Origin of the sequence: Stenotrophomonas sp. WHRI 8082 (assembly GCF_040223995.2) — a bacterium.
Classification (GTDB): domain Bacteria; phylum Pseudomonadota; class Gammaproteobacteria; order Xanthomonadales; family Xanthomonadaceae; genus Stenotrophomonas.
This window is the reverse complement of record NZ_CP167826.1, coordinates 479,502-505,901: the sequence shown is the minus strand read 5'-3', so window position 1 is coordinate 505,901 and position 26,400 is coordinate 479,502. Positions and strand designations below refer to the sequence as shown.

Below are 26,400 nucleotides of genomic sequence, written 5' to 3'. Positions count from 1 at the left end.
GGCCCTTACAGCGGCACGTCGAACACCAGCACCTCTGCATCGTTGCCGTTTTCCAGCGTTACCTGCACTTCGTCGCGCATCTGCAGCGCATCGCCTGCCTCCAGGGTGATGCCGTTGACCTGCAGCTGCCCGCGGGCCACCTGCACATAGGCTCCGCGGCCCGGTGCGAGGGTGTGGTGCAGGCGCTGTGCGCCATCGAGGATGCTGGCGAAGATGCGCGCGTCCTGGTGGATCAACAGGGAGCCATCGGCACCATCGGGCGAAGCGATCAGGCGGAGCTGGTCGCGCTTGTCATCCGGGGTGAAGTGGGTTTCCTGGTAGGACGGTTCGATGTTCTCCTGGTCCGGGAACAGCCAGATCTGCAGGAAGTGCACCGGTTCGTCGGCGGAATGGTTGAACTCGCTGTGGCTGACGCCGCTGCCCGCGCTCATGCGCTGCACGTCACCGTAGCGAAGGACCGACCCGGTGCCCATCGAATCCTTGTGCTCTAGCGCACCGCCCAGCACGTAGGAGACGATTTCCATGTTGCTGTGGCTGTGGGTGCCGAAGCCCTGACCACCGATCACCTTGTCTTCGTTGATCACCCGCAGCGGGCCGAACTGGGTGTAGCGGGGGTCATGGTAGTTGGCGAACGAGAAGGTGTGCATGGAGTTCAGCCAGCCATGGTCGGCCTTGCCACGGGTTGCGCTCTTGCGGATCTGGATCATGGTGAATCTCCTTGTTCGATGGTTTCGATGCGGGGTTGGCTGCCTGTGCAGGCCGTGTTTCCCGTTGCGAAGAAGTATCCGCTTGCCCTGCCGCTTTGAAAAACGGATAGTTTTGCAAGCCATCATCGAAAAATTCGAATGCTCAAGCTCAGTCTCGACGCGCTGCAGATTCTGGACGCCATCGACCGACGTGGCTCCTTCGCCGCCGCAGGCAAAGCCCTGCACAAGGTCCCCTCGACCATCTCCTACACCGTGGCCAAGCTGGAAGAGGATCTGGGGGTGCAGTTGTTTGACCGCATGGGGCCCCGGGCAGAGATGACCGAGGCGGGGCGCGCGTTGCTCGACGAGGGCCGGCACCTGCTGCGCGCGGCACGCGAACTGGAACTGCGTGTCCGGCGCGTGGCCTCCGGCTGGGAGGCCGAACTCACGCTGGCGATGGACTCGATGTTTCCCACCTGGTTGCTGGGGACGGATATCGCGGCGTTCCGTGAGGTCGCGGCGCAGACCCGCCTGAGGCTGATCGGCGAGGCGCTGTCGGGCACGTGGGAGGCCCTGTTGGATCGTCGCGCGGACCTGCTGGTCGGTGCGGCGGGCGAGGGCCCCAGTGGCGGGGGCTATGTGGTGGAGCCGATGGGGAGCGTGGCGTTCGTGTTCGCCGTGGCACCGGGACATCCGTTGGTGGGCGTGCCGGGCGTGCTGCGGCGCGAACAGCTGGTGGAGCACTGTGCGATCGCCGTATCAGACTCGGCACGACGCCTGCTGCCGCGCACCGTTGGCCTGTTGATGGGACAGGAAACACTGAGCGTGCCCGACATGGCCAGCAAGTTGCGGCTGCAGCGCGAAGGGGTGGGCTTTGGATTCCTGCCTGAGCCCTGCGCGCGCGCGGCCGTGGCGCGGGGCGAGCTGGTGATCCGCGATGTCGAGGAACACAAGCCGGAGGAAACGTTCTGGCTGGCGTGGCGCACCGGAGAAGATGGCGCCGCACTGCGCTGGTGGCGTGAGCGCCTGCGCGCGCCGGGCGTGCTGGATGCATGGTGGAGCGCGATGCGGTAAGCATTCTGTTGGAATGGGGGTAGCGCCGACCCAGAGTCGGTGACGGCCGGAATCCGGACACGCAAAAAAAAACAGCAGGCCGAGGCCTGCTGTTTTCTTCGAATAATGGTGCGCCCGGAGAGATTCGAACTCCCGACCGCCTGGTTCGTAGCCAGGTACTCTATCCAACTGAGCTACGGGCGCACGGTGTACTGCTTTTACGGCTGCATCAACGGCGGCGTTGATGATCGCGTCACTGGTGCGCCCGGAGAGATTCGAACTCCCGACCGCCTGGTTCGTAGCCAGGTACTCTATCCAACTGAGCTACGGGCGCATGCGACAGCGATTTTTTTACCACTCAACACCAGCGGCGGGGCTGGTGTTCCTGTTGATGGTGCGCCCGGAGAGATTCGAACTCCCGACCGCCTGGTTCGTAGCCAGGTACTCTATCCAACTGAGCTACGGGCGCGCTTCAACAGGAGCGGAATTATGCGGATTACCGCCGCATCCGTCAACGTTTTTGTGAAGGGTTTCATTCAAGTGAACGCGTCAGCGCCCCTGCGACGGCCTGTGGCGCCTTCATCCAGTGGAAGTGGTCGGCACGTACGCCCAGCCTTGCCGCATCCAATGTGCAGGTCGTGGCCTGCACCTGTGGCAGTTTCTGCAGCAGGGCCTGCATCGATCCGGCCGGCGCCAGCCAGTCATCGGCCATCAGGACCGCCTGCGCGTGCCCCTGCACCCGCTGCAGTTGGCCGTCCAGGTCCTCATCCAGGCCCGCCGCTGCGTACCGGCTGCTTAGTCCAACCCGCGACCAGTCGGCGATCAGGCTGCGCGCCTCGGTACCGCCAAAGCCCAGCCGTCGGCCAGGCAGCACACCCGTGCGCTGCGCCAGCCACGCCAGGAAGCGATAGGCCAGCGGCAACGACCAACGGCGTGGAGCGGGAAAGCTGCGCCACCAGGGCGTGCCACTGGCCACCAGCCAAAGACGTGGAAAAACGGAGGGGACGCGGCCGGCATGCAGGCAGGCCAGCTGCCCACCCAGGCTGTGCCCGCCGATGATCCAGGGCAGCGCGCCGTCCTGGGCGTCGTGCGCGGCAAGCACCTGCTGGCTGGCCGGCAGGTCGTACTCGAGAATCTGCCGGTAGCCCCAATCCTGCGACCGCGAAGGACGCAATGCGCTGCTTCCATTGCCGCGCCACTCGTGCAGGTACACCGCGATCCCGTCGGCAGCCAGCGCCTGCGCCAAGGGCAGGTAATGGCGCGCGGCCACGCCCAGGGCAGGCAACCACAGCAGCCGCGCACGGGGATGAGTGGGGAGACAGTGCAGCAGATCGAAGCGGTGCCCGTCCGCGGTCTGCAGCGGGCTGGTGCGGCTGTCGACGGTCATGCGTGGGTTGCCGCACCGAAATGGTCCAGCACCAGCACCTCGCTGCGACCAGGCAGGTAGCCCAGCTGCAGGCCACGCGCCACATAATCGATTGCGGCCTCGCAGGCGTTGGGCAGGCTGAGGCCGTTGCAGAGTTGTGCGGCGATGGCAGAGGCCAGCGTGCATCCGGTGCCATGTGCATCCACCACCAGGCGTGCGTGGCTGAACTCCTCGCTGCTGACGCCATCGAAGTACCGGTCGATGACCCGGTTGCCTTCATGCAGATGGCCGCCTTTCAGCAGCACGGCGCCCGCACCACGGTCCAGCAGGATGGCCGCCGCATGCTCGGCGTCGTCGGCATTGAGGATGCGGCGTCCGATCAGCAGCTCGGCTTCCGGCGTGTTCGGGGTGATCAGCGTGGCCAGTGGCAGCAGGCGCGTGCGCAGGGCGTCCAGCGCACTGTCTTCCAGCAGCCGCGCACCACTGGTGGCGACCATCACCGGATCCAGCACGATGTGCGGCGGGCGATGTTTCTCCAGCGCATCGGCCACGCAGTGGATGACCTCGGCGGTCGCCAGCATGCCCAGCTTGACGGCATGCACGTCGAAGTCGTCGAAACAGGCGTCGATCTGCGCTTGCAGGAACGAGATCGGCGGCACGTGCACCGCGATGACGCCGCGCGTGTTCTGCGCCGTCAGCGCGGCGATCGCGGAAAGCCCATGCACGCGGTGTGCGGCAAAGGCTTTCAGGTCGGCCTGGATACCAGCGCCACCGCCGGAATCAGATCCGGCGATGGTGAGGACGGAGGCAGGGGTGTTCGGGCTCATGCAGGCATTGTAGGCCGTGACGAGCACCGGCCGTCAGATGCCCGGTTTGCCGCCGCCATTGGGATGGAACTCGGAGAACGTGGCCGTCTTCGGATCGAACACCGCACCCCAGAACATCGCGCCGCCATCGCATGCGCGGATCGCTTCGCGTGCCGGATTGATCGTGCTGTTGTCCGGCAGGTGGAAGGCGTTGACGTAGATCAGCTCGCTGCCGCCGGCCTCGATGCCGACGTACTGGCGATCGAAATCCTGCGGCGCCGCGACACGGGGCTCCAGTTGCGCAAGTTGCGCTTCGAGCTGCTCCACCTGCTGGCGACTGGGGGCCCAGTAACCGGTGACCCGGCCCTCGTCGCGCCCCGGGCTGGGGCGTGAGCACGTGTCCAGCACCTGCGCGGCAATGACCGGCCGGGTCACCACCCACGATTGCCCTGTCTTGATCGCCGTCGGCACGCTGGGCGGCCCTTTCACCGTGCTGCAGCCCGCCAGCACGGCAACCGCCACCAGCGGAAGCGTTTTCCACATCGTGTTGCTCACAGCACCTCCGAAGCGTAGTCGGCCAAGCGCGAACGTTCGCCCCGGCGCAGGGTGATGTGCGCGCTGTGTGGCCAGTTCTTGAAACGGTCCACCGCGTAGGTCAGGCCCGAGGTGGTCTCGGTCAGGTACGGCGTATCGATCTGCTCCACGTTGCCCAGGCAGACGATTTTGGTGCCAGGGCCGGCGCGGGTGATCAGGGTCTTCATCTGCTTCGGCGTGAGGTTCTGCGCCTCGTCCAGGATCAGGTAACGCGACAGGAACGTACGGCCGCGCATGAAGTTCATCGAGCGGATCTTGATCCGGCTGGCCAGCAGGTCGTTGGTCGCCGCCCGCCCCCACGAACCGCCTTCGGAAGGCTGGGTCAGCACTTCCAGGTTGTCGGTCAGCGCGCCCATCCACGGCGTCATTTTTTCTTCTTCGGTACCGGGCAGGAAGCCGATGTCTTCGCCCACGCTGACCGTCGCACGGGTCATGATGATTTCGCGGTAACGCTGCTGGTCCAGCGTCTGCGCCAGGCCCGCAGCCAGCGCCAGCAGGGTCTTGCCGGTGCCGGCAGTACCCAGCAGGGTGACGAAGTCGATGTCCGGGTCCATCAGTGCATTGAGGGCGAAGTTCTGTTCGCGGTTGCGCGCGCTGATACCCCATACGGCATGGCTGCCGTGGCGGAAATCATCGACCAGCGACAGCGTGATCCTGTCTCCGGCGACCTTGCTGACACGCAGCTCGACTTCGTCATCACCGGGCAGATGGACGTACTGGTTCGGGTACCAGTCTTCGGTCTCATGCGCTTCCACTTCGTAATGCGTGCGGCCCTTGTCGCTCCAGCTGCGCAGGTCGCTGCCGTGCAGCTTCCAGAAGTCTTCCGGCAGCTCGGTGGCGCCGGTGTAAAGCAGGCTGAAATCATCCAGCGCGCGGTCGTTTTCGTAGTCTTCGGACACGATGCCTGCGATCGCTGCCTTGATCCGCAGGTTGATGTCCTTGGACACGAACACCACCGGAACTTCCGGCGTCTCCTCGTTCAAGGCCAGGATCGCGCCCAGGATGGCGTTGTCCGGGATGACCTTGCCAAAGCTCTTGCCGGCATCGAAATGGCTGGTCTGGAAGCGCAGCTTGCCCGCACTGTGCTTGCCACGCAGCTGCAGGCCGTTGGGCAGCTGCAGGGGAATGCCTTCGGCGAGGTTGTCCAGCCCCGACGCCTGCACCAGTTCATTGAGGAACCGGCTTACCTGGCGTGCGTTGCGGCTCGCTTCAGAGGTGCCCTTCTTGCCATTGTCCAGTTCTTCGATCACCTGCATCGGCAGGTAGACATCGTGCTCCTCGAATTTGAACAGCGCGGTGGGATCGTGCATCAGCACGTTGGTATCCAGCACGTAGATGCGCTTGCCTCGGGTCATCATCGGTTCCTGGTGGACGGGCAGGGAAAAATCACCACAGCCTGCAGGGCAGGGTGGTGACGGACGAAGTAGGCGATGGGAGTCACTGTGCTTGGGCGGCCTTCAGCGCGTCGAGAACCGCATCGGCATGGCCGGCTACCTTCAGCTTGCGCCACGACTGCACGATGCGGCCTTCCGGCGAGATCAGGAATGTGCTGCGTTCGATGCCGCGCACCTGCTTTCCGTACATGTTCTTCAGCTTGATCACATCGAACGCAGCGCACAGCGCCTCATCCGTGTCGCTGATCAGTGGGAAACGAAATCCCTGCTTCGCGCAGAACGTGTCGTGCGACTTGACGGAATCCCGAGACACGCCGAGCACGCGGGCGCCGAGCTGTTCGAACTGCGGCAGCCGGGCGTTGAAATCGATCCCTTCGGTGGTGCAGCCGGGAGTGCTGTCCTTCGGGTAGAAGTAAAGCACCAGCCACGAGCCGGAAAAATCGGCGAGGGTGGCGTGATCGCCGCCGGACAGCGCCAGCGGCAGGGAGAGGGTGGTGCGGTCCAGGGTGTCGCCGTTGTCCATATGTTCCTTGTGCCGAACCGGGTTCTGGCCAATCGACTGAATGCCACTACACCTGCACGCTGCTACAGCTTCATGAAACATCGCGCACCCGTGACGAACGCGCGAAAAACCGTCAGAACTTCATCGGGTCCATGATCGCATCCAGGTTCAGATGGTCGCAGAACTCCAGGAAGTCATCGCGCAGCGCGGCGATGTGCATGGCAGCGGGCACGCCGACGGTGACCTGCGCGCTGAACATTTCCGCGCCGGTCTGCATGGCCCGGTAGCGGGTGCTCTGCAGGTTTTCGATGGTGATGCCCTGGCGGTCGAAGAAATCGGCCAGCTGGAACAGGATGCCGGGCTTGTCGGCGGCAATCACTTCCACGATGTAGGGCAACAGGTTGGACTGTGCGCCTTTCGCTTCGGTGCGGTACCAGACCAGCTTCAAGCCTTCTTCGCGCTCCAGCCGCGTCAGCATGGCTTCCAGCTTGGCGACCGAATCCCACGAGCCGGTGGCCAGCGCGGTGACCGATACATCGCGGCCCACGGTGGACAGGCGGGCGTCGACCAGGTTGCAGCCGCTATCTGCGATGCGGCGGGTGACAGGCAGCAGGGGGGACTCCGGATGCGTCGTATAGGCGTTGATCAGGAGGTGGTTTTCGCTCGGCGAAGGGCGCGGGGTGGTGTCGGTCAAGGCGATTCCGGGGTAATGCGTGCGTGAGTCTGAATGCCCGCAACGGGCGGGGATTCACCGGTGACCAGCATACTTGCCCGCGCTTTCGCGCCGCAAGTAACATGCAGGGCGCATCGGAGCTTTCCGGCCCCGTCGCGTCTCCCCTACAGCCAAGAGCAGCACGCCTTGTCCCTTTCCGGTCTCATCACCGCGCTGGCGACCCCGTTCCGGGCCGACGGTTCCCTCGATATCGATGGTTGGCAGCGTCTGCTGCGCCTGCAGCTGGAAGGAGGCGTGCACGGCGTTGTCGTGGCAGGTTCCACCGGCGAAGCCTCCACCCTGTCCGACGACGAGTACGACCAGCTGCTGGCCAGCGCGGTCGCGCAGGTCGCCGGTCGGCTGCCGGTATTGGCCGGTACCGGCCTGTCGGGCACCGCCAGGACGATCGCCCAGACCCGGCGCGCGGCGGCGGCCGGCGCTACCCACGCGCTGGTCGTCACCCCCCCCTACGTGCGTCCCACCCAGGCCGGCCTGATCGCGCATTACCGCGCGGTGGCGGACCAGGGCGGGCTGCCGGTCGTCCTGTACAACGTGCCGGGCCGCACCGGCTGCGACATGCTGCCGGACACGGTGGCCGAGCTGGCCCAGCACCCGAACATCGTCGGCATCAAGGAAGCGGTGGGCGAGGCCGGCCGTGTGCAGGCCCTGCTGGCGCTGCGTGCGCCGGGCTTCGTGGTGCTCAGTGGCGATGACGGGACCGCGTCGCGTTCCATCCAGGCCGGCATGGAGGGGTTGATCTCGGTGGGGTCCAATGCCTTGCCGGGCGCCTACCGCCGCCTGTGTGACCTCGCCGCCGCGCATGACCCCGCCGCCGACAGCTGGGACGCGCGACTGCAGCCGTTCCATGATTTCTGCGGTGTTGAATCCAACCCGATCCCGGTGAAGGCGCTGCTGCGCCGGATCGGCATCGGACACGACCTGCGCCTGCCGCTGCTGCCCCTGTCGGCAGCGCACCAGCCCGCTGCCGAGCAACTGGCCGGTGATATCGCCGCGCTTGAAGCCCTTTCCAGCCACTGATCCCCACGTGGCGTCCCAGGAGATTCCCATGCGTCAATCCACTACTACCTTCCGCGTGCTGTCCATCGCGTTCCTTGCCCTCGGCACCGTCGTGGCGACCACCGGTTGCTTCAAGAAGGGCGCGAAGGGCGATTACGCCTTGGCCCCGGAAATGCGTCCGCTGGAAGTGCCGCCGGATCTGACGGCACCGGCCGGTGCGACCGCCGCAGGTGCATCCGCTGGCACCAGTTCCGCGCTGGCCTCGCAGGCCAACCGTCCGGCGGCGCCCGCCGTTGCCGGTCAGGCGCCTGCCGCCCCGGCCAACAGCGCGTCCGGCTTCAACGTCAGCACCGCCAAGGATGCCGCGTTTGCCGCCGTCGGCACCGCGCTGGAGGGTACCGAGGGCGTGCAGATCGTCACCCGTGCCCAGCTGTTGGGTTCCTACGACGTCGCCTTCGAGGGCAGCAACTTCCTGGTGCGCGTGGTGGCCGTGAATGGCGGTTCGTATATTTCCGCTGTTGACCCGCGCGGCCTGCCGGCCACCGGCGACGCGCCGGTGAAGCTGATCGCTGCACTCAAGGCGAAGCTGGCCCCGTAAGCCACGTCGGACCCTGTCCACGCCGGGCATGCCGGGCGTGGATGGGCTGATGGCGGCCTGGAGGTGGCTGGGTTGGGCCGCTTGGATTGTGTTGCCTCGCCTTGCCTTGCCTCGCCTCGCCTCGCCTTGCGTTGGCTTGGCCTGGCTTGGCTTGGCTTGGCTTGGCTTGGTTTGGTTTGATTTGGCCTGGTGGTTTGGCTTGGTCTGGTTTGGTCTGGTTTGGTAGAGCCGACTTCAGTCGGCTGCACCTGCCGGGACAACGGGCCATGCCATTGCCCATCAGCCGACTGAAGTCGGCTCTACCAATCGGCCCCACTGGTCGGCCCCACACGTAGGCCCCATCCATAGGCCCCACCGTTCGGCCCCACCCGCCGGGTATTACGAAAAAGGGCGCCCTCGGCGCCCTTTTTTTTGCATCGCGCCTGTCTCAGCGCTCCAGCAGCTTCAGCTTGTCCGGCTTGCCGTCCCACTCTTCTGCATCGGCCGGCGGATCCTTGCGCACGGTCAAGACCGGCCAGTCCTTTGCCAGTTCGGCATTCAGGCTGACGAACACTTCCTGGCCGGCGGGCACGTCGTCTTCGGGGAAAATCGCGTTGACCGGGCATTCCGGCTCACACAGGGTGCAGTCTATGCACTCGTCCGGATCGATTACCAGGAAGTTGGGGCCTTCGTGGAAGCAGTCCACGGGACACACTTCCACGCAATCGGTGTGTTTGCACTTGATGCAGTTTTCGGTGACGACAAAAGGCATAGGGGGAGAGGCAGATCCGTCTTCAAGCCCGCAATTCTAGAACAGGTTGGGCGTGGGTGCTGGTCGAACGGATAAACCCCTTCGCGGCCACGGCACAGCAAGGTGTCGGAAACGGGTCGGGCGGGGTGGCTGTCCGGGGCACGCGCAAGTACGTCCGTGTAGCTCTTCGCGGCTCCTGCCTCTCAAGGCCCCGCACAGCCACCCCACCCGACCCTCTGACAGGGTGCGGGCGCGGTGGGTGGCCGCGACGAAAAAAGAAAGAAAAAAGAAGAGCAGGGCAGGGCACTGCGCGGCCCGGCGCGGCCTGTGCTTTTGCCGCAGTGCACATTGCCAATCCGAAAACAGCGGGCAACACTCGATGTCTAGCGGTAGACATTTTCGGAGGCGGGGGTGCGGGAGCAAGGCGGTGAGGCAGCAGGACCCGTTTATCTGGGTATCGATGCGGGGACGCAGAGCCTGAAGGTGCTGGCTTACGACTCTGCCCTGCGGCAGGTGGTGGCCCAGCAGGCACGTGAACTGGGACTGGTCAGTGCCGATGACGGCACCCGCGAGCAGGACGCAGGTGAGTGGATCCGTTGCCTGCAGGCCTGCGTGTTGGCGCTGCCCGCGGACATCCGGTCGCGGGTACGCGGCTTGGCCGTATCGGGCCAGCAGCATGGCTTCGTGCCCGTGGCTGCCGATGACAGCGTGCTCGGTCCGGTGAAGCTCTGGTGCGACACCAGCACCACCGCCGAATGTGACGACATCACAGGGGCGATGGGCGGTGAAGCGGCGTGTATTACGGCCGCAGGCAATCCGCTGCGTGTGGGCTATACGGCCTCGAAGCTTCCCTGGACCCGGCAGCATCGTCCGGAGGTCTATGTGGCGCTGGATGGCATCCTGCTGCCACACGACTACCTCAACCTGTGGCTCACCGGCGAGCGGTTCATGGAGTGCGGCGATGCCTCGGGTACCGGCTGGCTGGACGTGCGCTCGCGCACTTGGTCTGCCCCGTTGCTGGCGGCCACGGATGGCACGCGGGACCTGCGCGCGCTGTTGCCGCCGCTGGTCGCGCCCGATGCCACGTTTGCCTTGCAGTCGGCCACGGCACAGGCGCTGGGCCTGCCCGCCGATGTGCGCGTGGCGGTCGGTGGTGGCGACAACATGATGGCGGCGATCGGTACCGGCGCGGTGCGCGAAGGCCGCCTGAGCATGAGCCTGGGGACATCCGGCACGCTGTTTGCCTGGCGCGGCAGTCCGACGATCGACCCGCAGGGACGCTGGGCCGCCTTCTGCGCGTCCGATGGCGGCTGGTTGCCGCTGATCTGCACCATGAACTGCACCGTGGCCACCAACCAGGTCGCGCAGTTGCTGGGGCTGCACCGTGGCGACGGCGAGCAGTTGATGGCGGCCAGCCAACCCGGTGCCGGTGGCCTGGTGCTGCTGCCGTTCTTCAACGGTGAGCGCAGCCCGGACCTGCCGCTGGCCAAGGGCGCCTTGCATGGCATGGATCTGCACAACCTGACCGCAGCGAATCTGTACCGCGCTGCGATGGAAGGCGCCAGCTTCAGCCTGCGCCTGGGCTACGACGCACTGTGCGAGGCCGGGCTGCAGGGCGAGCGGATCGTGCTCACCGGCGGCGGCGCCAACAGTGCCGCTTGGCGTCAGTTGATCGCCGATCTTTTCCAGTTGCCGGTGGAGGTACCGCTGCAGACCGAGGGCGCGGCCTTCGGTGCGGCGCTGCAGGCGCTGTGGGCCTGCGACGGTGCAGGGCATGAAGGCAACGCACTGCAGGACATCGTCGATGCGCACGTGGTCTTCGATCCCCGGCTGTCCGCCCGGCCGGACCCCGCACGCGGTGCGCTGTATGCGCGTGCGTACCAACGGTTTGTCCACCATCTGCAGGAACTGTTGCCGCTTTACCGGCAGCGCCTGCCCTGATTCCCCCAAAGGATGTCGACCATGAGTGCTTCGTTCCACGTTGGCCAACGCGAGTTCTTCCCGGGTATCGGCCGGATTCCCTTCGAGGGACGTGATTCCGACAATCCGCTGGCCTTCAAGGTGTATGACGCAGGCAAGCAGATCGGTGGCCGCAGCATGGCCGAACACCTGCGCTTTGCCGTTGCGTATTGGCACAGCTTCTGCGGGGCAGGGCACGATCCTTTCGGCCCGGGTACGCGGGCGTATCCGTGGGACCAGGGGGCCACGCCGCTGGCGCGTGCCGAGTCCAAGGCCGACGCGGCCTTCGAGTTTTTCACCAAGCTGGGCGTGCCGTACTACTGCTTCCACGACGTCGATCTGGCGCCGGATGCCGATGACATCGGCGAGTACCGGGACAACCTGGCGCACATGGTCGAGGTGGCGCGCGAGCGGCAGGACAAGACCGGCATCAAGCTGCTGTGGAGCACGGCCAACCTGTTCTCGCATCCGCGCTACATGAACGGTGCGGCGACCAACCCGGATTTCAGCGTGGTGGCGCGCGGCGCGGTGCAGGTGCGTGCGGCGCTGGATGCCACGGTCGCGCTGGGTGGCAGCAATTACGTGTTCTGGGGCGGCCGCGAGGGCTATTCGTGCCTGCTCAACACCGACATGAAGCGCGAACAGGCGCATCTTGCGCGCTTTTTGACAGCGGCCCGCGATTACGGGCGCAGTGTCGGCTTCACGGGCACCTTCCTGATCGAACCCAAGCCGATGGAGCCGATGCACCACCAGTACGATTTCGACAGCGCCACCGTGGTCGGCTTCTTGCGCGCGCATGGCCTGGACAAGGACTTCAAGCTCAACATCGAAGCCAACCATGCCACCTTGTCCGGGCACACCTTCGCGCACGATCTGCAGGTAGCTTCCGACGCGGGCCTGCTGGGCAGCATCGACGCCAACCGCGGCAACCCGCAGAACGGCTGGGACACCGATCAGTTTCCCACCGACATGTATGACGCGGTGGGGGCGATGCTGGTGGTGCTGCGGCAGGGCGGATTCGCCGATGGCGGCCTGAACTTCGATGCAAAGGTACGTCGCGAATCAACAGATCCGCAGGACCTGTTCATCGCCCACATCGGCGGCATGGACGCGTTTGCCCGCGGCCTGGAAGTCGCCCATGCACTGCTCACGGCATCGCCGCTGGAGCAGTGGCGCAGCGAGCGCTATGCCAGCTTCGACCAGGGCCCCGGTGCCGCGTTTGCCCAGGGGCAGCTGACCCTGCAGGACCTGTGTGCCCATGCACAGCAGGCCGGCGAGCCGCGCCAGCGTAGCGGACGGCAGGAAGCGTATGAGAATCTGCTCAACCAGTACCTGCTGCGCTGAGCAGCCGGCGTCCACCGCAACCGGATAAACCCATGTCCACAGCGATACCTGCATCCGTCGGCACGCGCGGAGAGAACACGGCTTTCATCGTGCTGATCAGCTGCGTGGCCACCATTGGCGGCTTCCTGTTCGGCTTCGACAGTGGCGTCATCAACGGCACCGTCGATGGCCTGCGCACCGCGTTCAATTCCAGCGAAGCGGCGCTGGGTTTCGAGGTGGCCTCGATGCTGCTGGGCTGCGCCATCGGTGCATTCCTGGCCGGGCGGCTGGGGGACCGGCTGGGCCGGCGCGGGGTGCTGATCATCTCCGCGGTGCTGTTCCTGCTGTCCGCGCTGGGAGCTGGCGCCGCCCATGCATCGTGGCTGTTCGTCACGGCGCGCGTGGTGGGGGGCTTTGCCGTCGGTGCTGCCAGCGTGATGGCCCCGGCCTACATCGCCGAGGTCGCCTCGGCACGCTATCGCGGCAAGCTGGCGACGGTGCAGCAGATCGCGATCATCAGTGGGCTGTTCGCTGCGTTCCTCAGCAACTATCTGCTGGCCCGCGCGGCGGGCGCCTCCACCGAAGCCTTGTGGCTGGGGCAGGAGGCGTGGCGGTGGATGTTCTGGATGCAGGCCATCCCGTCGTTGCTGTTCCTCGCGCTGCTGCTGGTGATTCCCGAAAGCCCGCGCTTCCTGGTGGTGAAGGGACGGCGCGAGGAGGCCGCCGCCGTGTTGACGCGGCTGTATGGAGCAGCCGAGGCGCAGGCCAAGCTGGGCGAGATCGAAGCCAGCCTGTCGCAGGACCAGCACACACCGTCCTTTGCGGATCTGAAGGACCAGGGCACCGGCAAGCTGCGCCGTATCGTATGGGTGGGTATCGGCCTGGCTGTGTTGCAGCAGCTGGTCGGTATCAACGTGGTGTTCTATTACGGCGCGGTGCTGTGGCAGGCGGTCGGCTTCTCGGAAAGCGATGCATTGCTGATCAACGTGCTCTCCGGTGCCCTGAGCATCGGGGCGTGCCTGGTCACCGTGCTGCTGATCGACCGCATCGGCCGCAAGCCATTGCTGTGGATCGGCTCGGTGGGTATGGCGGTGTCCCTGGCGCTGATGGTAGTGGCGTTCTCCAGCGGCAGCCTGGTCGATGGCAAACTGCAGTTGTCCGATGGCATGGGCCGTCTGGCGCTGGTGGCCGCCAATGTCTACGTGGTGTTCTTCAACATGTCCTGGGGCCCGGTGATGTGGGTGATGCTGGGGGAGATGTTCCCCAACCAGATCCGGGGCTCGGCGCTGGCCGTGGCGGGCGCGGCACAGTGGACGTCGAACTTCGCGATCACCGTCAGCTTCCCGGTGCTGTTGACCGGGATCGGGCTGGCCGGTGCGTATGGCATCTACACGGTAGCTGCCTTCCTGTCCATCTTCTTCGTGCTGCGCTACGTGCGCGAAACGAAGGGCAAGGAGCTGGAGCAGATGGAGGGCTGAGGTGCGGTCGGCCGAGGGTCGACCGTTTCCTGCGGCGGCGGGATGTCGTGCGTGGTGCAGCCGGCTGAAGCCGGCTCTACCGGGTGCAACAGCAGGGGCTGGACGCAGAAAAGCCCGCTTTTGGCGGGCTTTTTGCTTCCTGCTGCAGTGACTGGTGCTCCCTAGGGGACTCGAACCCCTGTTTTAGCCTTGAGAGGGCCACGTCCTAACCATTAGACGAAGGGAGCGTTTGAAGTGTCACTGCCGGGGCAGGCGCGCTAGTATATGCATCTCGATGCCATTGGGCAATCCCGAAACTTCAACCGGAAGCGCCAACATCATTTCCTCCGTGACAACTCCGATAAGCCTGCGCGTCATCCCGCGCGACCAGCACACCATCTCCCGCAAGGACATCAGCCCGAACGCACTGCGCGTGCTGTACCGCCTGCGTGATGCCGGCTTCGGCGCCTACCTGGTAGGCGGTGCCGTGCGTGACCTGCTGGTCAATGGCCATCCCAAAGATTTCGACGTGGCCACCGACGCCACGCCCGAGCAGGTCAAGCAGCAGTTCCGCAACTGCCGGCTGATCGGCCGCCGTTTCCGCCTGGCCCATGTGGTGTTCGGCCGCGAGATCATCGAAGTGGCCACCTTCCGCGCCAATCTTGATGATGGCAGCGGTGACCGCGAGATGGACAACGGCATGCTGGTGCGCGACAACGTGTACGGCTCCATCGAAGAGGATGCGATCCGCCGCGATTTCACCTGCAATGCGTTGTATTACGCGGTCGAGGATTTCTCGGTGCGCGACTACACCGGTGGCTTTGAAGACGTGCAGGCGCGCCTGATGAAGCTGATCGGCGACCCGGAGCAGCGCTATCGCGAAGATCCGGTGCGCATGCTGCGCGCGATCCGCCTGGCGGCCAAGCTCGGTTTCCAGATTGAAGAGAAGACCGCCGCGCCGATTCCGCAGCTGGCGAACCTGCTGAACGAAGCCGCGCCCGCACGCCTGTTCGAGGAAGTGCTGAAGCTGTTCCTGTCCGGCCACGGCGTGGCCAGCTTCGAGGGACTCGAGCGCTATGGCTTGTTCGACGTGCTGTTCCCGGAAAGCGGCAAGGCGCTGCGCTCCAACCGCAGTGGCGCGCTGCGCCGCATGTTGATCGAAGGTCTGGCCAACACCGACCTGCGCGTGGCCAATGATGAGCCGGTGTCGCCGTCGTTCCTGTTCGCGCTGCTGCTGTGGCCGGCGTTCTGCCGCGCCCAGGCCAGCCTGCTCAAGCAGGGCGTGGCTGAAGAAGAGGCGCAGCGCCGTGCGGCCGATCGGGTGACCCTGCACCAGCTGACTACCGTGGCACTGCCGCGCCGGTTCTCCCTGCCGATGCAGGAGATCTGGTTGCTGCAGGCACGCTTCGGATCGCGCCAGCGCAAGCGGGTGTTCCGCACCCTGACCCACCCGCGCTTCCGCGCCGCCTTCGATTTCCTGATCCTGCGCCAGGTGGCGTCCAGCGAGCACGCTGCCGACGTGGCGTTCTGGCGCGAGGCACAGCAGCAATCCGGCCGCGAGCTGGAGACCACGCTGGACGATATCCACGAGCAGGATGACGCCAGCGAAGAGGACGCGCCGCGCAAGCGTCGTCGTCGCCGTCGTCGTCCGGAAGGTGCCGCCTCCGCGCCGGCGGAATAAGTCGCATGGTCGAGGCCTGGATCGGGCTCGGGGCCAACCTCGGCGACGCCGAGGGAAGCGTGCGCGGTGCATTGCGCGCGCTCGATGGCCTGGCGGACACGACGCTCCTACGGGCATCCTCGCTGTACGCCACCCCTGCGTGGGGCAACGAGGATCAGCCGCCCTTCGTCAACGCGGTGGCCTGCGTGCAGACCACGCTGCCGCCGCTGGCCCTGCTGCACGCCTTGCTGGCGCTGGAGCAGCAGTTCGGCCGGGTGCGCGATCCGTCCCTGCACTGGGGGCCGCGCATGCTGGACCTGGATATCCTGCTGTATGCCGACCAGATGATTGATCTGGCCGAGCTGACCGTGCCGCATCCCTTCCTGCACCAGCGTGCGTTCGTCCTGGTGCCGCTGGCGGAAGTGGCTCCCGGGCTTGTGCTTCCCGGTCATGGTCGCGTGCAGGATGCAGTGATGCAGGTGGACCCCTGCGGGATTTCCCGGTTAGAGGGATAATGGGCGCGTTATCACCCCCGGTTATTTCCTGATGAGCACGCACGCAGACAGCAAGCCCTGGACCGTCCCGGCGCTGGCGGAGGCCAAGCGCAACGGCCAGAAGCTGGTCATGTTGACCGCCTATGACGCAGGGTTCGCCCGCGCCTTCGATGCCAACGGGGTCGACATCGTCCTGATTGGCGATTCACTGGGCATGGTGGTGCAGGGCCATGATTCCACGCTGCCGGTGACCGTTGCCGACATGGTCTACCACACCCGTGCGGTGGCCCGCGTACTGGAACGCGCGCTGTTGGTGGCGGATCTGCCCTTTGGTGCGGACGCTACGCCCGAGCGCGCGTTCGATGCATCGCTGCAGCTGCTGCAGGCCGGCGCGGAAATGGTCAAGATCGAAGGCGCCGGCTTCAAGCTGGACATCATCCGCCATCTGGTGGAACGCGAGATTCCGGTCTGTTCGCACCTTGGGCTGACCCCGCAGTCAGTACTGCGGCTGGGTGGCTATCGCGTGCAGGGCCGTGGTGATGCCGCGCGGCAGCTGGTGGAAGATGCCAAGGCCGTGGTCGAGGCAGGCGCCAGCATGATCGTGCTGGAATGCCTGCCCACCCCCGTTGCCGCCGCAGCAACCGCGGCGGTGTCCGTGCCCACCATCGGCATCGGCGCCGGCCCGCAGTGCGATGGCCAGGTGCTGGTGATGCATGACCTTCTCGGCCTGGACAGTGGCCACCGCCGGCCCAAGTTCGTCAAGGATTTCCTTGCCGAAGGCGGTTCGGTGGCCGGTGCTGTCCGTGCCTACGCCGACGCCGTGCGCGCCGGCACTTTCCCCGACGCTGAGCACGCCTACGCATCATGATCGAGACCGTCACCGAACTTGCCCAGCTGCGCGCCATCGTCAGCGGCTGGAAGCGCGAGGGGCTGCGCGTTGCGCTGGTGCCCACCATGGGCAACCTGCATGCGGGCCATTATTCGCTGGTCGCGCTGGCGCGGCAGTACGCCGACCGCGTGGTGTCCAGCGTGTTCGTCAACCCGACGCAGTTCGGCCCGAACGAGGATTTCACCCGCTACCCGCGCACCCCCGAGGCCGACACCAGTGGCTTGGAAGACGCGGGCTGCGACGTGCTGTGGTTGCCGACCGTCGAATCGATGTACCCGTTCGGCGTCGAGCTGGCGGCCAATGTCAGCGTGCCCGGCATCAGTGGCCTGCTTGAAGGGGCGCACCGCCCTGGCCATTTCGATGGCGTGTGCACGGTCGTATCGCGCCTGTTCAACCAGGTCCAGCCCGACGTGGCCGCGTTCGGCAAGAAGGACTACCAGCAGTTGGCGGTGATCCGGCAGATGGTGGCCGACCTGGCATTCCCCATCCAGATCGTCGGCGGTGACATCGTGCGCGAAGACGATGGCCTGGCCATGAGTTCGCGCAACCAGTACCTCGATGCAGCGCAACGCCCGGCGGCGACCACCATCCACCGGGTGTTGACGGGGATGCGCGAGGGCTACATCAGCGGGCATGCGCGCGAGCGCATCGAGGCTGATGCTGCAGACGCGCTGCAGGCGGCAGGCTTCCAGGTGGACTATGCCGCACTGCGCACGCCGGACCTGATCGAACCGCCGCATGAAGGCGGCCCGCGCGTGGCCCTGATCGCTGCCCGGCTGGGCAGCACGCGCCTGATCGACAATCTCGAGTTCTGACGCTGGGGCATGGCGCAAACGGGGGCGCAACCGGGTCAGAGTCCGTTTCGCGAAGCGAAAAGGACTTTGACCCTTTTTTACACCTGCTCCAGCGCCCGCCTGACCAGCCCTTCGCGATACCACGTTCGATCGGGGTAGACCGGCTGCCCGCGTGCCATCCGCTGTTCATGGATCTGCACCGCGATCTCCATCGCCCTGTCTGATTCGGTATCCATAAGCGTGGGCGTGCGGGATGGCGCAGGGCTCACTGCGTTAGCCGGGGCGGAAGGTCGGTAGCGGAAGCCGCTGGCCACCGAGATCGCCTTGTCGGTCTGTTCGGCCTCGGCCCACGCGGCCTGCGCCAGCTTGGCTTCCAGGTTTGCGATTCTGCGCAGCATCGGATGCGCGGCATAGATGCCGGTGGCGGGAAACTGCATAGCGTCCTTCGCCTTGCCCGCTAGCGGCGCAGTTTCCGCCGGGCCGGCGCCTGACCTCTCAACGCGGCGCCGTGGCGGCCCCACAGGTGGCCGGTGCACGTTGCGCACGGCGACCGCACGCAGCTTGCGTCGGCGGGGTTCTGCCGGCACATCGCCGATCCGGGTAGGACCGGAGAAGCGGCTGACAAGCTGGTTGAAATCCTTGGCACGGCTGAGGGTGGCGAACATGGGTACTCCCGGTTGAAGCGGACAGTTCAGCGGATGCAAGCAAGCCGCGCTTGCGGGAATCGTGCGTGGCCGCCAGTACCTGAACCGCCGCCTGACTGGCATGGGCTGCCCCTGTCGCCAATCCCCCAGATGGTAGAATCCGGACTTTCCTTTACCGCGTTGCCTGTGCCATGCATCTGTCCCTGCTGAAGACCAAGATCCACCGCGCCACCGTCACCCATTCGGAGCTGAACTACGAAGGGTCGATCGCGATCGACGACAACCTGTTGGCTGCCACCGGCATCCGCGAGTTCGAACAGGTGCATATCTGGGACGTCACCAACGGCGCCCGTTTCAGCACCTACGCCATCCGTGCCGAGGCCGGTAGCGGCGTGGTGTCGCTCAACGGCGGCGCGGCGCGCCACGTGCAGGTCGGCGACATCATCATCATCGCCGCGTTCGCCAGCATGACCGAGCAGGAAGCAGACAGCTTCCGGCCGAAGCTGGTATATGTGGATGGCAACAACCAGATCTCCCACACCAACGACAGCATCCCGACCCAGGCCGCATGACCACACACAACGGACTCGACGCGCTTCACTCCCATGCCCAGCGCCTGCGTGGCGCGCGCATCCCGGATCTGCTCACCGCCGAACCCGGCCGTGTCACCGATCTGGCGCTGCGGGTCGGTCCGTTGTATGTCAACTTCGCGCGGCAGAAGTACGATGCCGCTGCGTTGCAGGCGTTGCTGGCGCTGGCCGCCGAACGCGACGTGGGCGGTGCGATCACACGCCTGTTCCGTGGCGAGCAGGTCAACCTGACCGAAGGCCGCGCCGCGCTGCATACCGCGCTGCGTGGCGATGTGGTGGATGCGCCGGTCGCCGCCGACGCGTTCGCTACGGCACGCCAGGTCCGGCAGCAGATGGGCGAGCTGGTGCGCGCGCTGGAAACCAGTGGCGTCACCGACGTCGTCAGCGTCGGCATCGGCGGTTCGGACCTCGGTCCGCGGTTGGTGGCCGATGCCCTGCGCCCGGTTGATGGCAGCCGGCTGCGCGTGCATTTCGTGTCCAACGTGGATGGCGCGGCCATGCAGCGCACGCTGGCTACGCTGGATCCGGCGCGCACCGCCGGCATCCTGATCTCCAAGACCTTCGGCACGCAGGAGACCCTGCTCAACGGGCAGATCCTGCACGACTGGCTGGGCGGCAGCGAACGTCTGTATGCGGTCAGCGCCAATCCCGAACGTGCAGCGAAGGCGTTCGACATCGCATCCAGCCGCGTGCTGCCGATGTGGGACTGGGTGGGTGGCCGGTATTCGCTGTGGTCGGCCGTTGGTTTCCCCATCGCGCTGGCCATTGGCTTTGAACGTTTCGAGCAGTTGCTGGACGGCGCCTCGCAGATGGACGCGCACGCACTGGACGCGCCGCTCGAGCGCAACCTGCCGGTGCTGCACGCGCTGACCGATATCTGGAACCGCAACCTGCTGGGTCATGCCACGCATGCGGTGATGACCTACGACCAGCGTCTGGCCTTGCTGCCGGCTTACCTGCAGCAGCTGGTGATGGAAAGCCTGGGCAAGCGCGTGCAGCGCGATGGGCAGCCGGTGGCCAGCGATACCGTGCCGGTATGGTGGGGCGGGGCGGGCACCGATGTGCAGCACAGCTTCTTCCAGGCGCTGCACCAGGGGACCAGTGTGATTCCGGCCGATTTCATCGGCTGCGTGCGCAGCGATGATCCGTACACGGTCAACCATCAGGCGCTGCTGGCGAACCTGCTGGCGCAGACCGAGGCCCTGGCCAATGGCCAGTCCAGCGATGACCCGCATCGGGATTACCCGGGCGGTCGTCCGAGCACCATGATCCTGTTGGATGCACTGACGCCGCAGGCGCTGGGTGCACTGATCGCGATGTACGAACACGCGGTGTATGTGCAGTCGGTGATCTGGAACATCAACGCGTTCGACCAGTTCGGCGTGGAGCTGGGCAAGCAGTTGGCAGGCCAGTTGCTGCCGGCGCTGCAGGGCGAGGCAGTGGAGATCACGGATCCGATGACCCGCGAGATCCTGCGTTTGTTGTAAGTCAGGTAGATGCCCCGTGGTGTGTCACGCGGGGCCGGCATTCCGCCGAGCATGGCTCGGCGCTACCAGACGCATCGCGCGCGGGCCGGCATTCCGCCGTCAGCGTGAAGGTTCCGGGCTCGGGCGTTTGGCCAGCTTGCGCTGCAACGAACGCCGGTGCATGCCGAGCAGGCGCGCGGCGGCCGATACGTTGCCGCCGGTTTCATGCATCGCCTGCTGGATGTGCTCCCACTGCAGCCGGCTGATCGGCGTCATCGCATCAGGCAGGTCCAGCTCGCCATCGTCGGCCGGGCCGTCATCTTCTTCCCCCAGCGCGCGCAGGATCATCGGCACCGTGGCCGGCTTGGGCAGGTAGTCATCGGCGCCCAGCTTGATGGCCTCGACGGCCGTGGCGATGCTTGCATACCCGGTGACCAGCAGGATGCGCATGTCTTCGCGCAGGGCACGCAGGGGCTGGATCAGCGCCAGCCCGGACTCGCTGCCCAGCTTCAGGTCGATCAGCGCGAACGCGGGCGGCTGCTGGCGGGCGAGCAACAGGGCACTTGCTGAGTCCTGCGCGGTGCGCGTTTCCAGGCCTTTGCGGGCCAGGCTGCGCTGCAGCGTGCGCAGGTACAGTTCGTCATCGTCGACCAGCAGGCCATCGCCATGCAGGCCTGCGGCGGAAGAGGGCAGGGCAGTGTTCATGGGGTTTCCTCGCGGGGGACCAGCGGAATACGGAAGCCGACGCGGCTGCCTGCGCCATGCGCAGGGCGCATCCACATTTCGCCATGCAGCCGTTCGATGGTGGCGTGGGACAGGGCCAGGCCGACGCCCATGCCCTCGCTCTTGCTTGAGCTGAACAGGGTGGCGGGCAGGACGGCCTGGCGTGCATCGAAGCCGTGGCCGAAGTCACGGACTTCGCCCACCAGGTCGTCGCCCTCGATGCGCAGCGACAGTTCGACTTCCGCGCGTCCGGCGTTTTCACCGGCCTCGGCGGCGTTGTTCAGCAGCACCATCAGCAGGTGGCCGACGCCGGCATCCAGCGGCAGGGTAAGCGGGGCATCTGCGTTGCGGCTGAGGATGATGGTCGGCCGTACCAGCCGCCATTGCTCCAGCACCTGCAGCGCGGTGGCCGGTCCTCGCCCGGGCACATCCGGTGATGCCGGCGCGGCCAGGGCCAGGACCCGCTCGCGGCACTGCACCAGCAGTTCGCGCAGGGTTTCCACGTCGTCGCGCACCTCGGCACTTTCGTTCTGCTCGGCGATATCGTCGGCCAGCAGCGTCATCGTCGCCAGCGGGGTGTTCAGCTCATGCGCCACCGATGCGGCATGGGTGGCCAGCGCGACGATGCCCTCGTTGCGGGCGAAGCGTTCGCGCAGCAGTGACAGCTCGTGTTCGCGCTGGCGCAGGGCAACCGCCAGCCGCGTGGAGAACGCCAGCACCACCGTCACCGAGATCAGGAAGTTGGCCACCACGCCCCACTGCTGCAGGTCTTCCGGGGCGAAGTAGCCGCCGGCCGGCAGCGGCAGGCCGAACGCGGCGCTCACCGAGTAACCGATGAGGCACGACGCGGCCACCGCCAGCGTCCAGCGTGCCGGCAGGGCCAGTGCCGCCAATGCGATCAGGATGAGGAACAGCGAGCCGAAAGGATTGCTGATGCCGCCGCTCCAGCCGACCATCCAGGTCAGTACGGTGACATCCACCAGAATATGGCCGAAGGCGGTGACTGGCGCGGTATCGGTGCCGTGCACGCGCAGCTGCGCGTACGTGTTGAACAGGGCCAGCACCAGCACGCCGGCCCACAGGGGCACCTGCGGCAGCGGCAGGCCCAGCACCCAGGTGGCCACCAGGATGGTCGCCGCCTGGCCGGCGGTAGCCAGCCAGCGCAGGCTGCACAGGGTCTGCAGGAACGGGGCGTCGGGAGAGGTCATGGGCGCTCATCGTATGCGCTCCCCGTGTGTCCTGCCTGCGACAATCGGCCGCAGACCGCACCGGCACTGAATGGGAGTCACCCGGCGTGCGCGCGGCAGCGCTAGAATAATCCGATGCATGACGCCGTCTCCCGCCCCACACCTCCTGCCGAGCCCACCGCCTGGCCGCGCCGCCTGACCCAACCTGTCCGCATCGGCGGGGTGGTCGTGGGCGGTGGCAAGCCCGTGGTGGTGCAGTCGATGACCAACACCGATACCGCCGACGTGGCGTCCAGCGTCAAGCAGGTCGCCGAACTGTGGCGCGCTGGATCGGAAATGGTCCGGTTGACGGTCAACAACGCCGAATCGGCTGCCGCGATCCCGCGCATCGTCGAGAAGCTGGCGATGATGGGCATCGAGGTGCCGCTGATCGGCGATTTCCATTACAACGGCCATCAGCTGCTCACCGCCGAGCCGGCCTGCGCCGAAGCGTTGGCGAAGTACCGCATCAATCCCGGCAACGTGGGCTTCGGCAAGAAAAAAGACCTGCAGTTCGCGCAGTTGATCGAGTTCGCCATCCGCTACGACAAGCCGGTGCGCATCGGCGCGAACTGGGGCTCGCTGGACCAGTCGCTGGCCGCCAGATTGATGGATGAAAATACCCAGCGCGCGCAGCCGTGGGATGCCGGGCGGGTGCTGCGCGAGGCGCTGATCCGGTCGGCACTGGATTCGGCGGAAACCGCCGTCGACCTGGGCCTCCCGCGCGACCGCATCGTGCTGTCGGCCAAGGTCAGTGGCGTGCAGGAACTGATCGCCGTGTATCGCGACCTGGCGCAGCGGTCCGATTTCGCCCTGCACCTCGGCCTGACCGAAGCAGGCATCGGCAGCAAGGGCATCGTCGCCTCGGCAGCCGCGCTGGCGGTGCTGATGCAGGAAGGTATCGGTGACACCATCCGGATATCGCTGACGCCCGAACCGGGCCAGTCGCGTACGCAGGAAGTGATCGTCGCCCAGGAACTGTTGCAGACCACGGGCCAGCGCGCGTTCACGCCGCTGGTCACCGCCTGCCCCGGTTGTGGCCGCACCACCTCCGAGTTCTTCCAGGAGCTGGCCAAGGTCGTGCAGAACCACGTGCGCGAGCGCATGCCGCTGTGGAAGATCGAGCACCCCGGCGCCGAGAACATGACCTTGGCGGTGATGGGCTGCATCGTCAACGGCCCGGGTGAGTCGCGGCACGCCAACATCGGCATCTCGCTGCCGGGCACCGGGGAAGCGCCGTCGGCGCCGGTATTTGTCGATGGCGAGAAGTCGGTCACCCTGCGCGGCGAGAACATCGCCCAGGAATTCGTGGCCCTGATCGATGACTACGTCGAGCGCAACTATGTCCGAAGTGCCGGATAACCTCGTCGGACCGGACGGCCAGGAAGAGGCGGCAGGGGTTCGTCACTGGCTGTCGCGCAACGCGTGGCGCTTCCTGCTGCTGTTCGCCGGCGTGCTGGTGCCGCTGGCGGTGTTCGTTGCGTTGGCCGATGAAGTACATGAGTTCGAATCGTTCCACTTCGACGCCCCGCTGCTGATGCGCATGCATGGCTGGCATGGCCCGGCGCTTGACCAGTTCGTCGTGGTCGTCACGCGGCTGGGCTATGAGTGGTTCCTGATCCCGGCCGACGTGGTCATCGTGGCGGCCCTGCTGCTGCGTCGGCACTGGCGTGAGGCCAGCTTCGCGGCGATCGCGTTCGTCGGATCTGCCCTGCTCAACATGGGCAGCAAGCAGTTCTTCCAGCGCGATCGGCCAAGCCTATGGGAGTCCATCGCGCCAGAGTCCACGTACAGCTTCCCCAGCGGTCATGCGATGGGCTCGATGACCTTCGCCTGCGTGGTCGTGCTGCTGGCGTGGAACACGCGCTGGCGTGTGCCGGTGCTGATCGGTGCGCCTCTGTTCGCGGTGCTGGTCAGCATCTCGCGGATCTATCTGGGCGTGCATTACCCCTCCGACATCCTGGCCGGCTGGTGTGCGGCGCTGGTGTGGGTCGTGGGCTGCTATCTGGTGATGTTCCGCCAGCGGCGTCCGTGGGGTCCCCGGCGTGGGCCGCTCGCCCGGGCTGACGTGAACAAACCGTAAAGATGCGCCTCCTATAGGCTATATTGATCGGACAAGCAGGTTCACGGCGAGCGATACAGGGTCAGACACGGGCGTTATGTGATTCTGGCCGCAGTTCGGCAGCGACCGTCGGGAACTACGCTTGTGGGGCGTCTGCGCGGTACCTACCGTGGAAGACGGCAGCGGTGGTGAAAGGGGAACATGCATGACGATTCGTATCTATCTGGTGGATGACCACGCACTGGTCCGTACCGGAATGAAGATGATTTTGTCCGGTGAGACCGATATCGAGGTCATCGGCGAGGCGGAGTGTGGCGAGGATGCGCTGCGCGAAATCCGCCAGCTGAAGCCGGACGTCGTGCTGTGCGACCTGCACCTGCCGGGCGTCAGTGGCCTGGAAGTCACCGAGCGCATCGTGCGCGGGCAGGAGGCCACCCGCGTGGTCATCGTGTCCGTGCTGGAAGATGGCCCCATGCCCAAGCGGCTGCTGGAGGCCGGTGCGTCCGGCTACATCAGCAAAGGCTGCAACGCGCAGGAGCTGCTGCGCGCGGTCCGCGAGGCATCGCAGGGACGGCGCTACCTGGGCAGCAACATCGCGCAGAACCTGGCGTTGTCCACGGTGGAGGGCAGTGCCTCGCCGTTCGACAGCCTGTCGCCGCGCGAGCTGGAAGTGGCCCTGTTGTTGACCCAGGGGCTGCGCCAGGAAGACATCGCGCGCCGGCTCAGCCTGAGCGCGAAGACCATCAATACGCACAAGGCACGCCTGTTCGAGAAGATGGGTATCCACGACAACATCGCGCTGGCGCGCATGGCCAGCCAGTACGGCCTGGTGGACCCCGCCCGCCCGATGTGATCGGAGCAGGTAGCGGTACGTGTGGTTGGGTGACGACCGTTGATCGTCACCCTGTCGTCCGCCGCCGCGCAGGGCGCGGCGCTACCGCTTCAGTGACCGCGCACCCGGGCGACGATCTTCGCCGCACCCGCCGCTGCGTCGCGCACCTTGTCCCACGCGCCGTCGGCGATCCAGTTGCCCGGCACCATCCACGACCCACCGATGCAGAGCACGTTCTTCTGCTCGAGGTACTCTGCGGCGCTGTCTTCGGTGATGCCGCCGGTCGGGCAGAGCTTCAGCTCCGGCACCGGTCCGGCCAGTCCCTTGATCATCGCCAGCCCGCCCACGGCGGTGGCCGGGAACAGCTTGCATACCCGGAACCCCCGCGCGTACAAGGCCAGCAGTTCGGTCGGCGAGGCCGCACCCGGCACGACCGGCAGCGGTGCCGCGGCCAACGCATCGGCCATGTGCGCCGGCGTCCCCGGCGTCACCAGGAAATCCGCACCCGCATCGATGGACTGCTGCATCTGCTCCACCGTCAGCACGGTGCCTGCACCCACCACCACGCCTGGCAGTTCGCGCTTCAACATCGCCAGCGCGTCCATCGCCACCGGCGTGCGCAGGGTCAGCTCGATGGCCGGCAGGCCGCCTTCCAGCAACGCCGCGCTGACCGCTCGCGCCTGATCCAGCGTATGGACGGTCACTACCGGCAGGATGCCCGCTGCACGCAATAATTCCGCCGCCCGTACCTGATGCTCTGCGATACCCATGCTCTGCTTTTCCTTTCTTTTCTTCTGCTGCGCACAACGCGCCAGGAATGTGT

The 26,400-nt window shown here is 66.2% G+C and carries 27 protein-coding genes and 4 tRNA genes; 15 read left to right on the top strand and 16 right to left on the bottom strand.

The genetic code is table 11. From position 1 onward, the window contains the following. Window positions 1–5 precede the first annotated feature (5 nt). Complete coding sequence (locus tag ABRP17_RS02210) at window positions 6–707, bottom strand: pirin family protein (protein WP_349985952.1); 702 nt, start codon at window positions 705–707, stop codon at window positions 6–8. Between the two features lie 138 nt (window positions 708–845). On the opposite strand from ABRP17_RS02210, the gene ABRP17_RS02205 reads away from it, so the two are divergent. Next, complete coding sequence (locus ABRP17_RS02205) at window positions 846–1,760, top strand: LysR family transcriptional regulator (RefSeq protein WP_349985954.1); 915 nt, start codon at window positions 846–848, stop codon at window positions 1,758–1,760. A gap of 106 nt (window positions 1,761–1,866) precedes the next feature. On the opposite strand, the gene ABRP17_RS02200 is transcribed toward ABRP17_RS02205, so the two are convergent. The 9 genes from ABRP17_RS02200 to ABRP17_RS02160 all read right to left on the bottom strand — a co-directional run bounded on the left by ABRP17_RS02200 (window position 1,867) and on the right by ABRP17_RS02160 (window position 7,095). Continuing rightward, window positions 1,867–1,943: transfer RNA gene (locus ABRP17_RS02200), tRNA-Arg, on the bottom strand. Window positions 1,944–1,996: 53 nt separating this feature from the next. After that, a tRNA-Arg gene (locus ABRP17_RS02195) sits at window positions 1,997–2,073 on the bottom strand. A gap of 58 nt (window positions 2,074–2,131) precedes the next feature. After that, window positions 2,132–2,208: transfer RNA gene (locus ABRP17_RS02190), tRNA-Arg, on the bottom strand. A 63-nt stretch (window positions 2,209–2,271) separates the two neighbouring features. Next, window positions 2,272–3,126, bottom strand: coding sequence for an alpha/beta fold hydrolase (locus ABRP17_RS02185; RefSeq protein ID WP_349985955.1), 855 nt, complete (start codon window positions 3,124–3,126; stop codon window positions 2,272–2,274). Then, window positions 3,123–3,932: a bifunctional hydroxymethylpyrimidine kinase/phosphomethylpyrimidine kinase gene (thiD, locus tag ABRP17_RS02180; RefSeq protein ID WP_349985956.1), complete on the bottom strand. Its 810-nt coding sequence runs from the start codon at window positions 3,930–3,932 to the stop codon at window positions 3,123–3,125. The genes ABRP17_RS02185 and thiD overlap by 4 nt, the downstream gene beginning before the upstream one ends. Window positions 3,933–3,965: 33 nt before the next feature. After that, entirely contained in the window at window positions 3,966–4,454 is a 489-nt protein-coding gene (locus ABRP17_RS02175) for a hypothetical protein (protein ID WP_349985989.1), read from the bottom strand. An 8-nt stretch (window positions 4,455–4,462) separates the two neighbouring features. Beyond that, window positions 4,463–5,860, bottom strand: coding sequence for a PhoH family protein (locus ABRP17_RS02170; protein WP_188324390.1), 1,398 nt, complete (start codon window positions 5,858–5,860; stop codon window positions 4,463–4,465). An 82-nt stretch (window positions 5,861–5,942) separates the two neighbouring features. Further along, complete coding sequence (locus ABRP17_RS02165; RefSeq protein WP_188324389.1) at window positions 5,943–6,422, bottom strand: peroxiredoxin; 480 nt, start codon at window positions 6,420–6,422, stop codon at window positions 5,943–5,945. Between the two features lie 112 nt (window positions 6,423–6,534). Further along, window positions 6,535–7,095 carry a glycine cleavage system protein R gene (locus ABRP17_RS02160; RefSeq protein WP_223202868.1) on the bottom strand — a complete coding sequence of 187 codons (561 nt, stop codon included), beginning with the start codon at window positions 7,093–7,095 and terminating at the stop codon, window positions 6,535–6,537. Between the two features lie 165 nt (window positions 7,096–7,260). Between ABRP17_RS02160 and dapA the strand changes: the two genes are divergently transcribed. Continuing rightward, the gene (gene dapA, locus ABRP17_RS02155) at window positions 7,261–8,151 is read left to right on the top strand and encodes a 4-hydroxy-tetrahydrodipicolinate synthase (protein WP_188324388.1); all 891 of its coding nucleotides are present in this window, start codon (window positions 7,261–7,263) and stop codon (window positions 8,149–8,151) included. Between the two features lie 28 nt (window positions 8,152–8,179). Beyond that, entirely contained in the window at window positions 8,180–8,728 is a 549-nt protein-coding gene (locus ABRP17_RS02150) for a hypothetical protein (protein WP_349985958.1), read from the top strand. Between the two features lie 427 nt (window positions 8,729–9,155). Here the strand turns inward: ABRP17_RS02150 and fdxA are convergent, their stop codons facing one another. Further along, window positions 9,156–9,479 carry a ferredoxin FdxA gene (gene fdxA / locus ABRP17_RS02145; protein WP_188324386.1) on the bottom strand — a complete coding sequence of 108 codons (324 nt, stop codon included), beginning with the start codon at window positions 9,477–9,479 and terminating at the stop codon, window positions 9,156–9,158. Between the two features lie 390 nt (window positions 9,480–9,869). On the opposite strand from fdxA, the gene xylB reads away from it, so the two are divergent. The 3 genes from xylB to ABRP17_RS02130 are packed head-to-tail and all read left to right on the top strand — an operon-like array spanning window position 9,870 to window position 14,218. After that, on the top strand, window positions 9,870–11,399 hold the full coding sequence (gene xylB / locus ABRP17_RS02140) for a xylulokinase (RefSeq protein ID WP_349985960.1): 1,530 nt from the start codon (window positions 9,870–9,872) through the stop codon (window positions 11,397–11,399). 21 nt (window positions 11,400–11,420) lie between these two features. Next, window positions 11,421–12,761 (top strand): xylose isomerase, encoded by a 1,341-nt coding sequence (gene xylA / locus ABRP17_RS02135; protein WP_349985962.1) that lies wholly within the window; start codon window positions 11,421–11,423, stop codon window positions 12,759–12,761. A 32-nt stretch (window positions 12,762–12,793) separates the two neighbouring features. After that, the gene (locus ABRP17_RS02130) at window positions 12,794–14,218 is read left to right on the top strand and encodes a sugar porter family MFS transporter (RefSeq protein WP_349985964.1); all 1,425 of its coding nucleotides are present in this window, start codon (window positions 12,794–12,796) and stop codon (window positions 14,216–14,218) included. A 152-nt stretch (window positions 14,219–14,370) separates the two neighbouring features. On the opposite strand, the gene ABRP17_RS02125 is transcribed toward ABRP17_RS02130, so the two are convergent. After that, window positions 14,371–14,445: transfer RNA gene (locus ABRP17_RS02125), tRNA-Glu, on the bottom strand. Between the two features lie 53 nt (window positions 14,446–14,498). Between ABRP17_RS02125 and pcnB the strand changes: the two genes are divergently transcribed. Genes pcnB through panC form a run of 4 tightly spaced genes read left to right on the top strand, consistent with a single transcriptional unit; the run spans window position 14,499 to window position 18,055 of the window. Beyond that, window positions 14,499–15,878, top strand: a complete 1,380-nt coding sequence (gene pcnB, locus ABRP17_RS02120; protein WP_188324382.1) for a polynucleotide adenylyltransferase PcnB — start codon at window positions 14,499–14,501, stop codon at window positions 15,876–15,878. Window positions 15,879–15,883: 5 nt separating this feature from the next. Continuing rightward, entirely contained in the window at window positions 15,884–16,372 is a 489-nt protein-coding gene (folK, locus tag ABRP17_RS02115) for a 2-amino-4-hydroxy-6-hydroxymethyldihydropteridine diphosphokinase (RefSeq protein WP_349985966.1), read from the top strand. 31 nt (window positions 16,373–16,403) lie between these two features. Further along, the gene (gene panB / locus ABRP17_RS02110; RefSeq protein WP_349985967.1) at window positions 16,404–17,219 is read left to right on the top strand and encodes a 3-methyl-2-oxobutanoate hydroxymethyltransferase; all 816 of its coding nucleotides are present in this window, start codon (window positions 16,404–16,406) and stop codon (window positions 17,217–17,219) included. After that, a complete protein-coding gene (panC, locus tag ABRP17_RS02105; RefSeq protein ID WP_349985968.1) occupies window positions 17,216–18,055 on the top strand; it encodes a pantoate--beta-alanine ligase in 840 nt (279 codons plus the stop codon). Before panB ends, panC begins: the two co-directional genes overlap by 4 nt. Before the next feature lie 77 nt (window positions 18,056–18,132). On the opposite strand, the gene ABRP17_RS02100 is transcribed toward panC, so the two are convergent. Beyond that, window positions 18,133–18,699: a hypothetical protein gene (locus ABRP17_RS02100; RefSeq protein WP_349985969.1), complete on the bottom strand. Its 567-nt coding sequence runs from the start codon at window positions 18,697–18,699 to the stop codon at window positions 18,133–18,135. A 170-nt stretch (window positions 18,700–18,869) separates the two neighbouring features. Between ABRP17_RS02100 and panD the strand changes: the two genes are divergently transcribed. Both panD and pgi read left to right on the top strand, forming a co-directional pair. Then, entirely contained in the window at window positions 18,870–19,250 is a 381-nt protein-coding gene (panD, locus tag ABRP17_RS02095; protein WP_182337771.1) for an aspartate 1-decarboxylase, read from the top strand. After that, on the top strand, window positions 19,247–20,755 hold the full coding sequence (pgi, locus tag ABRP17_RS02090; RefSeq protein WP_349985970.1) for a glucose-6-phosphate isomerase: 1,509 nt from the start codon (window positions 19,247–19,249) through the stop codon (window positions 20,753–20,755). Before panD ends, pgi begins: the two co-directional genes overlap by 4 nt. 99 nt (window positions 20,756–20,854) lie before the next feature. On the opposite strand, the gene ABRP17_RS02085 is transcribed toward pgi, so the two are convergent. Next, window positions 20,855–21,439, bottom strand: a complete 585-nt coding sequence (locus ABRP17_RS02085) for a response regulator transcription factor (RefSeq protein WP_192080584.1) — start codon at window positions 21,437–21,439, stop codon at window positions 20,855–20,857. Further along, window positions 21,436–22,665, bottom strand: a complete 1,230-nt coding sequence (locus ABRP17_RS02080) for an ATP-binding protein (protein WP_188324375.1) — start codon at window positions 22,663–22,665, stop codon at window positions 21,436–21,438. Before ABRP17_RS02080 ends, ABRP17_RS02085 begins: the two co-directional genes overlap by 4 nt. A gap of 114 nt (window positions 22,666–22,779) precedes the next feature. On the opposite strand from ABRP17_RS02080, the gene ispG reads away from it, so the two are divergent. From ispG to ABRP17_RS02065, 3 genes are all read left to right on the top strand, one after another. After that, entirely contained in the window at window positions 22,780–24,045 is a 1,266-nt protein-coding gene (gene ispG / locus ABRP17_RS02075; protein WP_349985971.1) for a flavodoxin-dependent (E)-4-hydroxy-3-methylbut-2-enyl-diphosphate synthase, read from the top strand. Next, window positions 24,026–24,766: a phosphatase PAP2 family protein gene (locus ABRP17_RS02070; RefSeq protein ID WP_192080590.1), complete on the top strand. Its 741-nt coding sequence runs from the start codon at window positions 24,026–24,028 to the stop codon at window positions 24,764–24,766. Before ispG ends, ABRP17_RS02070 begins: the two co-directional genes overlap by 20 nt. 184 nt (window positions 24,767–24,950) lie before the next feature. Beyond that, window positions 24,951–25,598, top strand: coding sequence for a response regulator (locus ABRP17_RS02065; RefSeq protein ID WP_188324372.1), 648 nt, complete (start codon window positions 24,951–24,953; stop codon window positions 25,596–25,598). An 89-nt stretch (window positions 25,599–25,687) separates the two neighbouring features. Here the strand turns inward: ABRP17_RS02065 and eda are convergent, their stop codons facing one another. Beyond that, window positions 25,688–26,347, bottom strand: a complete 660-nt coding sequence (gene eda / locus ABRP17_RS02060; protein ID WP_349985973.1) for a bifunctional 4-hydroxy-2-oxoglutarate aldolase/2-dehydro-3-deoxy-phosphogluconate aldolase — start codon at window positions 26,345–26,347, stop codon at window positions 25,688–25,690. Window positions 26,348–26,400 lie beyond the last annotated feature (53 nt).

Coding starts and splice junctions, on each gene's coding strand:
- ABRP17_RS02065 (WP_188324372.1), top strand. CDS start 24,951: ATGACGATTCGTATCTATCTGGTGGATGACCACGCACTGGTCCGTACC.
- thiD (WP_349985956.1), bottom strand. CDS start 3,932: ATGAGCCCGAACACCCCTGCCTCCGTCCTCACCATCGCCGGATCTGAT.
- ABRP17_RS02100 (WP_349985969.1), bottom strand. CDS start 18,699: ATGTTCGCCACCCTCAGCCGTGCCAAGGATTTCAACCAGCTTGTCAGC.
- ABRP17_RS02170 (WP_188324390.1), bottom strand. CDS start 5,860: ATGACCCGAGGCAAGCGCATCTACGTGCTGGATACCAACGTGCTGATG.
- ABRP17_RS02080 (WP_188324375.1), bottom strand. CDS start 22,665: ATGACCTCTCCCGACGCCCCGTTCCTGCAGACCCTGTGCAGCCTGCGC.
- ABRP17_RS02185 (WP_349985955.1), bottom strand. CDS start 3,126: ATGACCGTCGACAGCCGCACCAGCCCGCTGCAGACCGCGGACGGGCAC.
- ABRP17_RS02175 (WP_349985989.1), bottom strand. CDS start 4,454: ATGTGGAAAACGCTTCCGCTGGTGGCGGTTGCCGTGCTGGCGGGCTGC.
- ispG (WP_349985971.1), top strand. CDS start 22,780: ATGCATGACGCCGTCTCCCGCCCCACACCTCCTGCCGAGCCCACCGCC.
- folK (WP_349985966.1), top strand. CDS start 15,884: ATGGTCGAGGCCTGGATCGGGCTCGGGGCCAACCTCGGCGACGCCGAG.
- ABRP17_RS02070 (WP_192080590.1), top strand. CDS start 24,026: ATGTCCGAAGTGCCGGATAACCTCGTCGGACCGGACGGCCAGGAAGAG.
- ABRP17_RS02210 (WP_349985952.1), bottom strand. CDS start 707: ATGATCCAGATCCGCAAGAGCGCAACCCGTGGCAAGGCCGACCATGGC.
- fdxA (WP_188324386.1), bottom strand. CDS start 9,479: ATGCCTTTTGTCGTCACCGAAAACTGCATCAAGTGCAAACACACCGAT.
- ABRP17_RS02205 (WP_349985954.1), top strand. CDS start 846: ATGCTCAAGCTCAGTCTCGACGCGCTGCAGATTCTGGACGCCATCGAC.
- ABRP17_RS02085 (WP_192080584.1), bottom strand. CDS start 21,439: ATGAACACTGCCCTGCCCTCTTCCGCCGCAGGCCTGCATGGCGATGGC.
- panD (WP_182337771.1), top strand. CDS start 18,870: ATGCATCTGTCCCTGCTGAAGACCAAGATCCACCGCGCCACCGTCACC.
- ABRP17_RS02150 (WP_349985958.1), top strand. CDS start 8,180: ATGCGTCAATCCACTACTACCTTCCGCGTGCTGTCCATCGCGTTCCTT.
- ABRP17_RS02165 (WP_188324389.1), bottom strand. CDS start 6,422: ATGGACAACGGCGACACCCTGGACCGCACCACCCTCTCCCTGCCGCTG.
- xylA (WP_349985962.1), top strand. CDS start 11,421: ATGAGTGCTTCGTTCCACGTTGGCCAACGCGAGTTCTTCCCGGGTATC.
- ABRP17_RS02130 (WP_349985964.1), top strand. CDS start 12,794: ATGTCCACAGCGATACCTGCATCCGTCGGCACGCGCGGAGAGAACACG.
- pgi (WP_349985970.1), top strand. CDS start 19,247: ATGACCACACACAACGGACTCGACGCGCTTCACTCCCATGCCCAGCGC.
- panC (WP_349985968.1), top strand. CDS start 17,216: ATGATCGAGACCGTCACCGAACTTGCCCAGCTGCGCGCCATCGTCAGC.
- panB (WP_349985967.1), top strand. CDS start 16,404: ATGAGCACGCACGCAGACAGCAAGCCCTGGACCGTCCCGGCGCTGGCG.
- eda (WP_349985973.1), bottom strand. CDS start 26,347: ATGGGTATCGCAGAGCATCAGGTACGGGCGGCGGAATTATTGCGTGCA.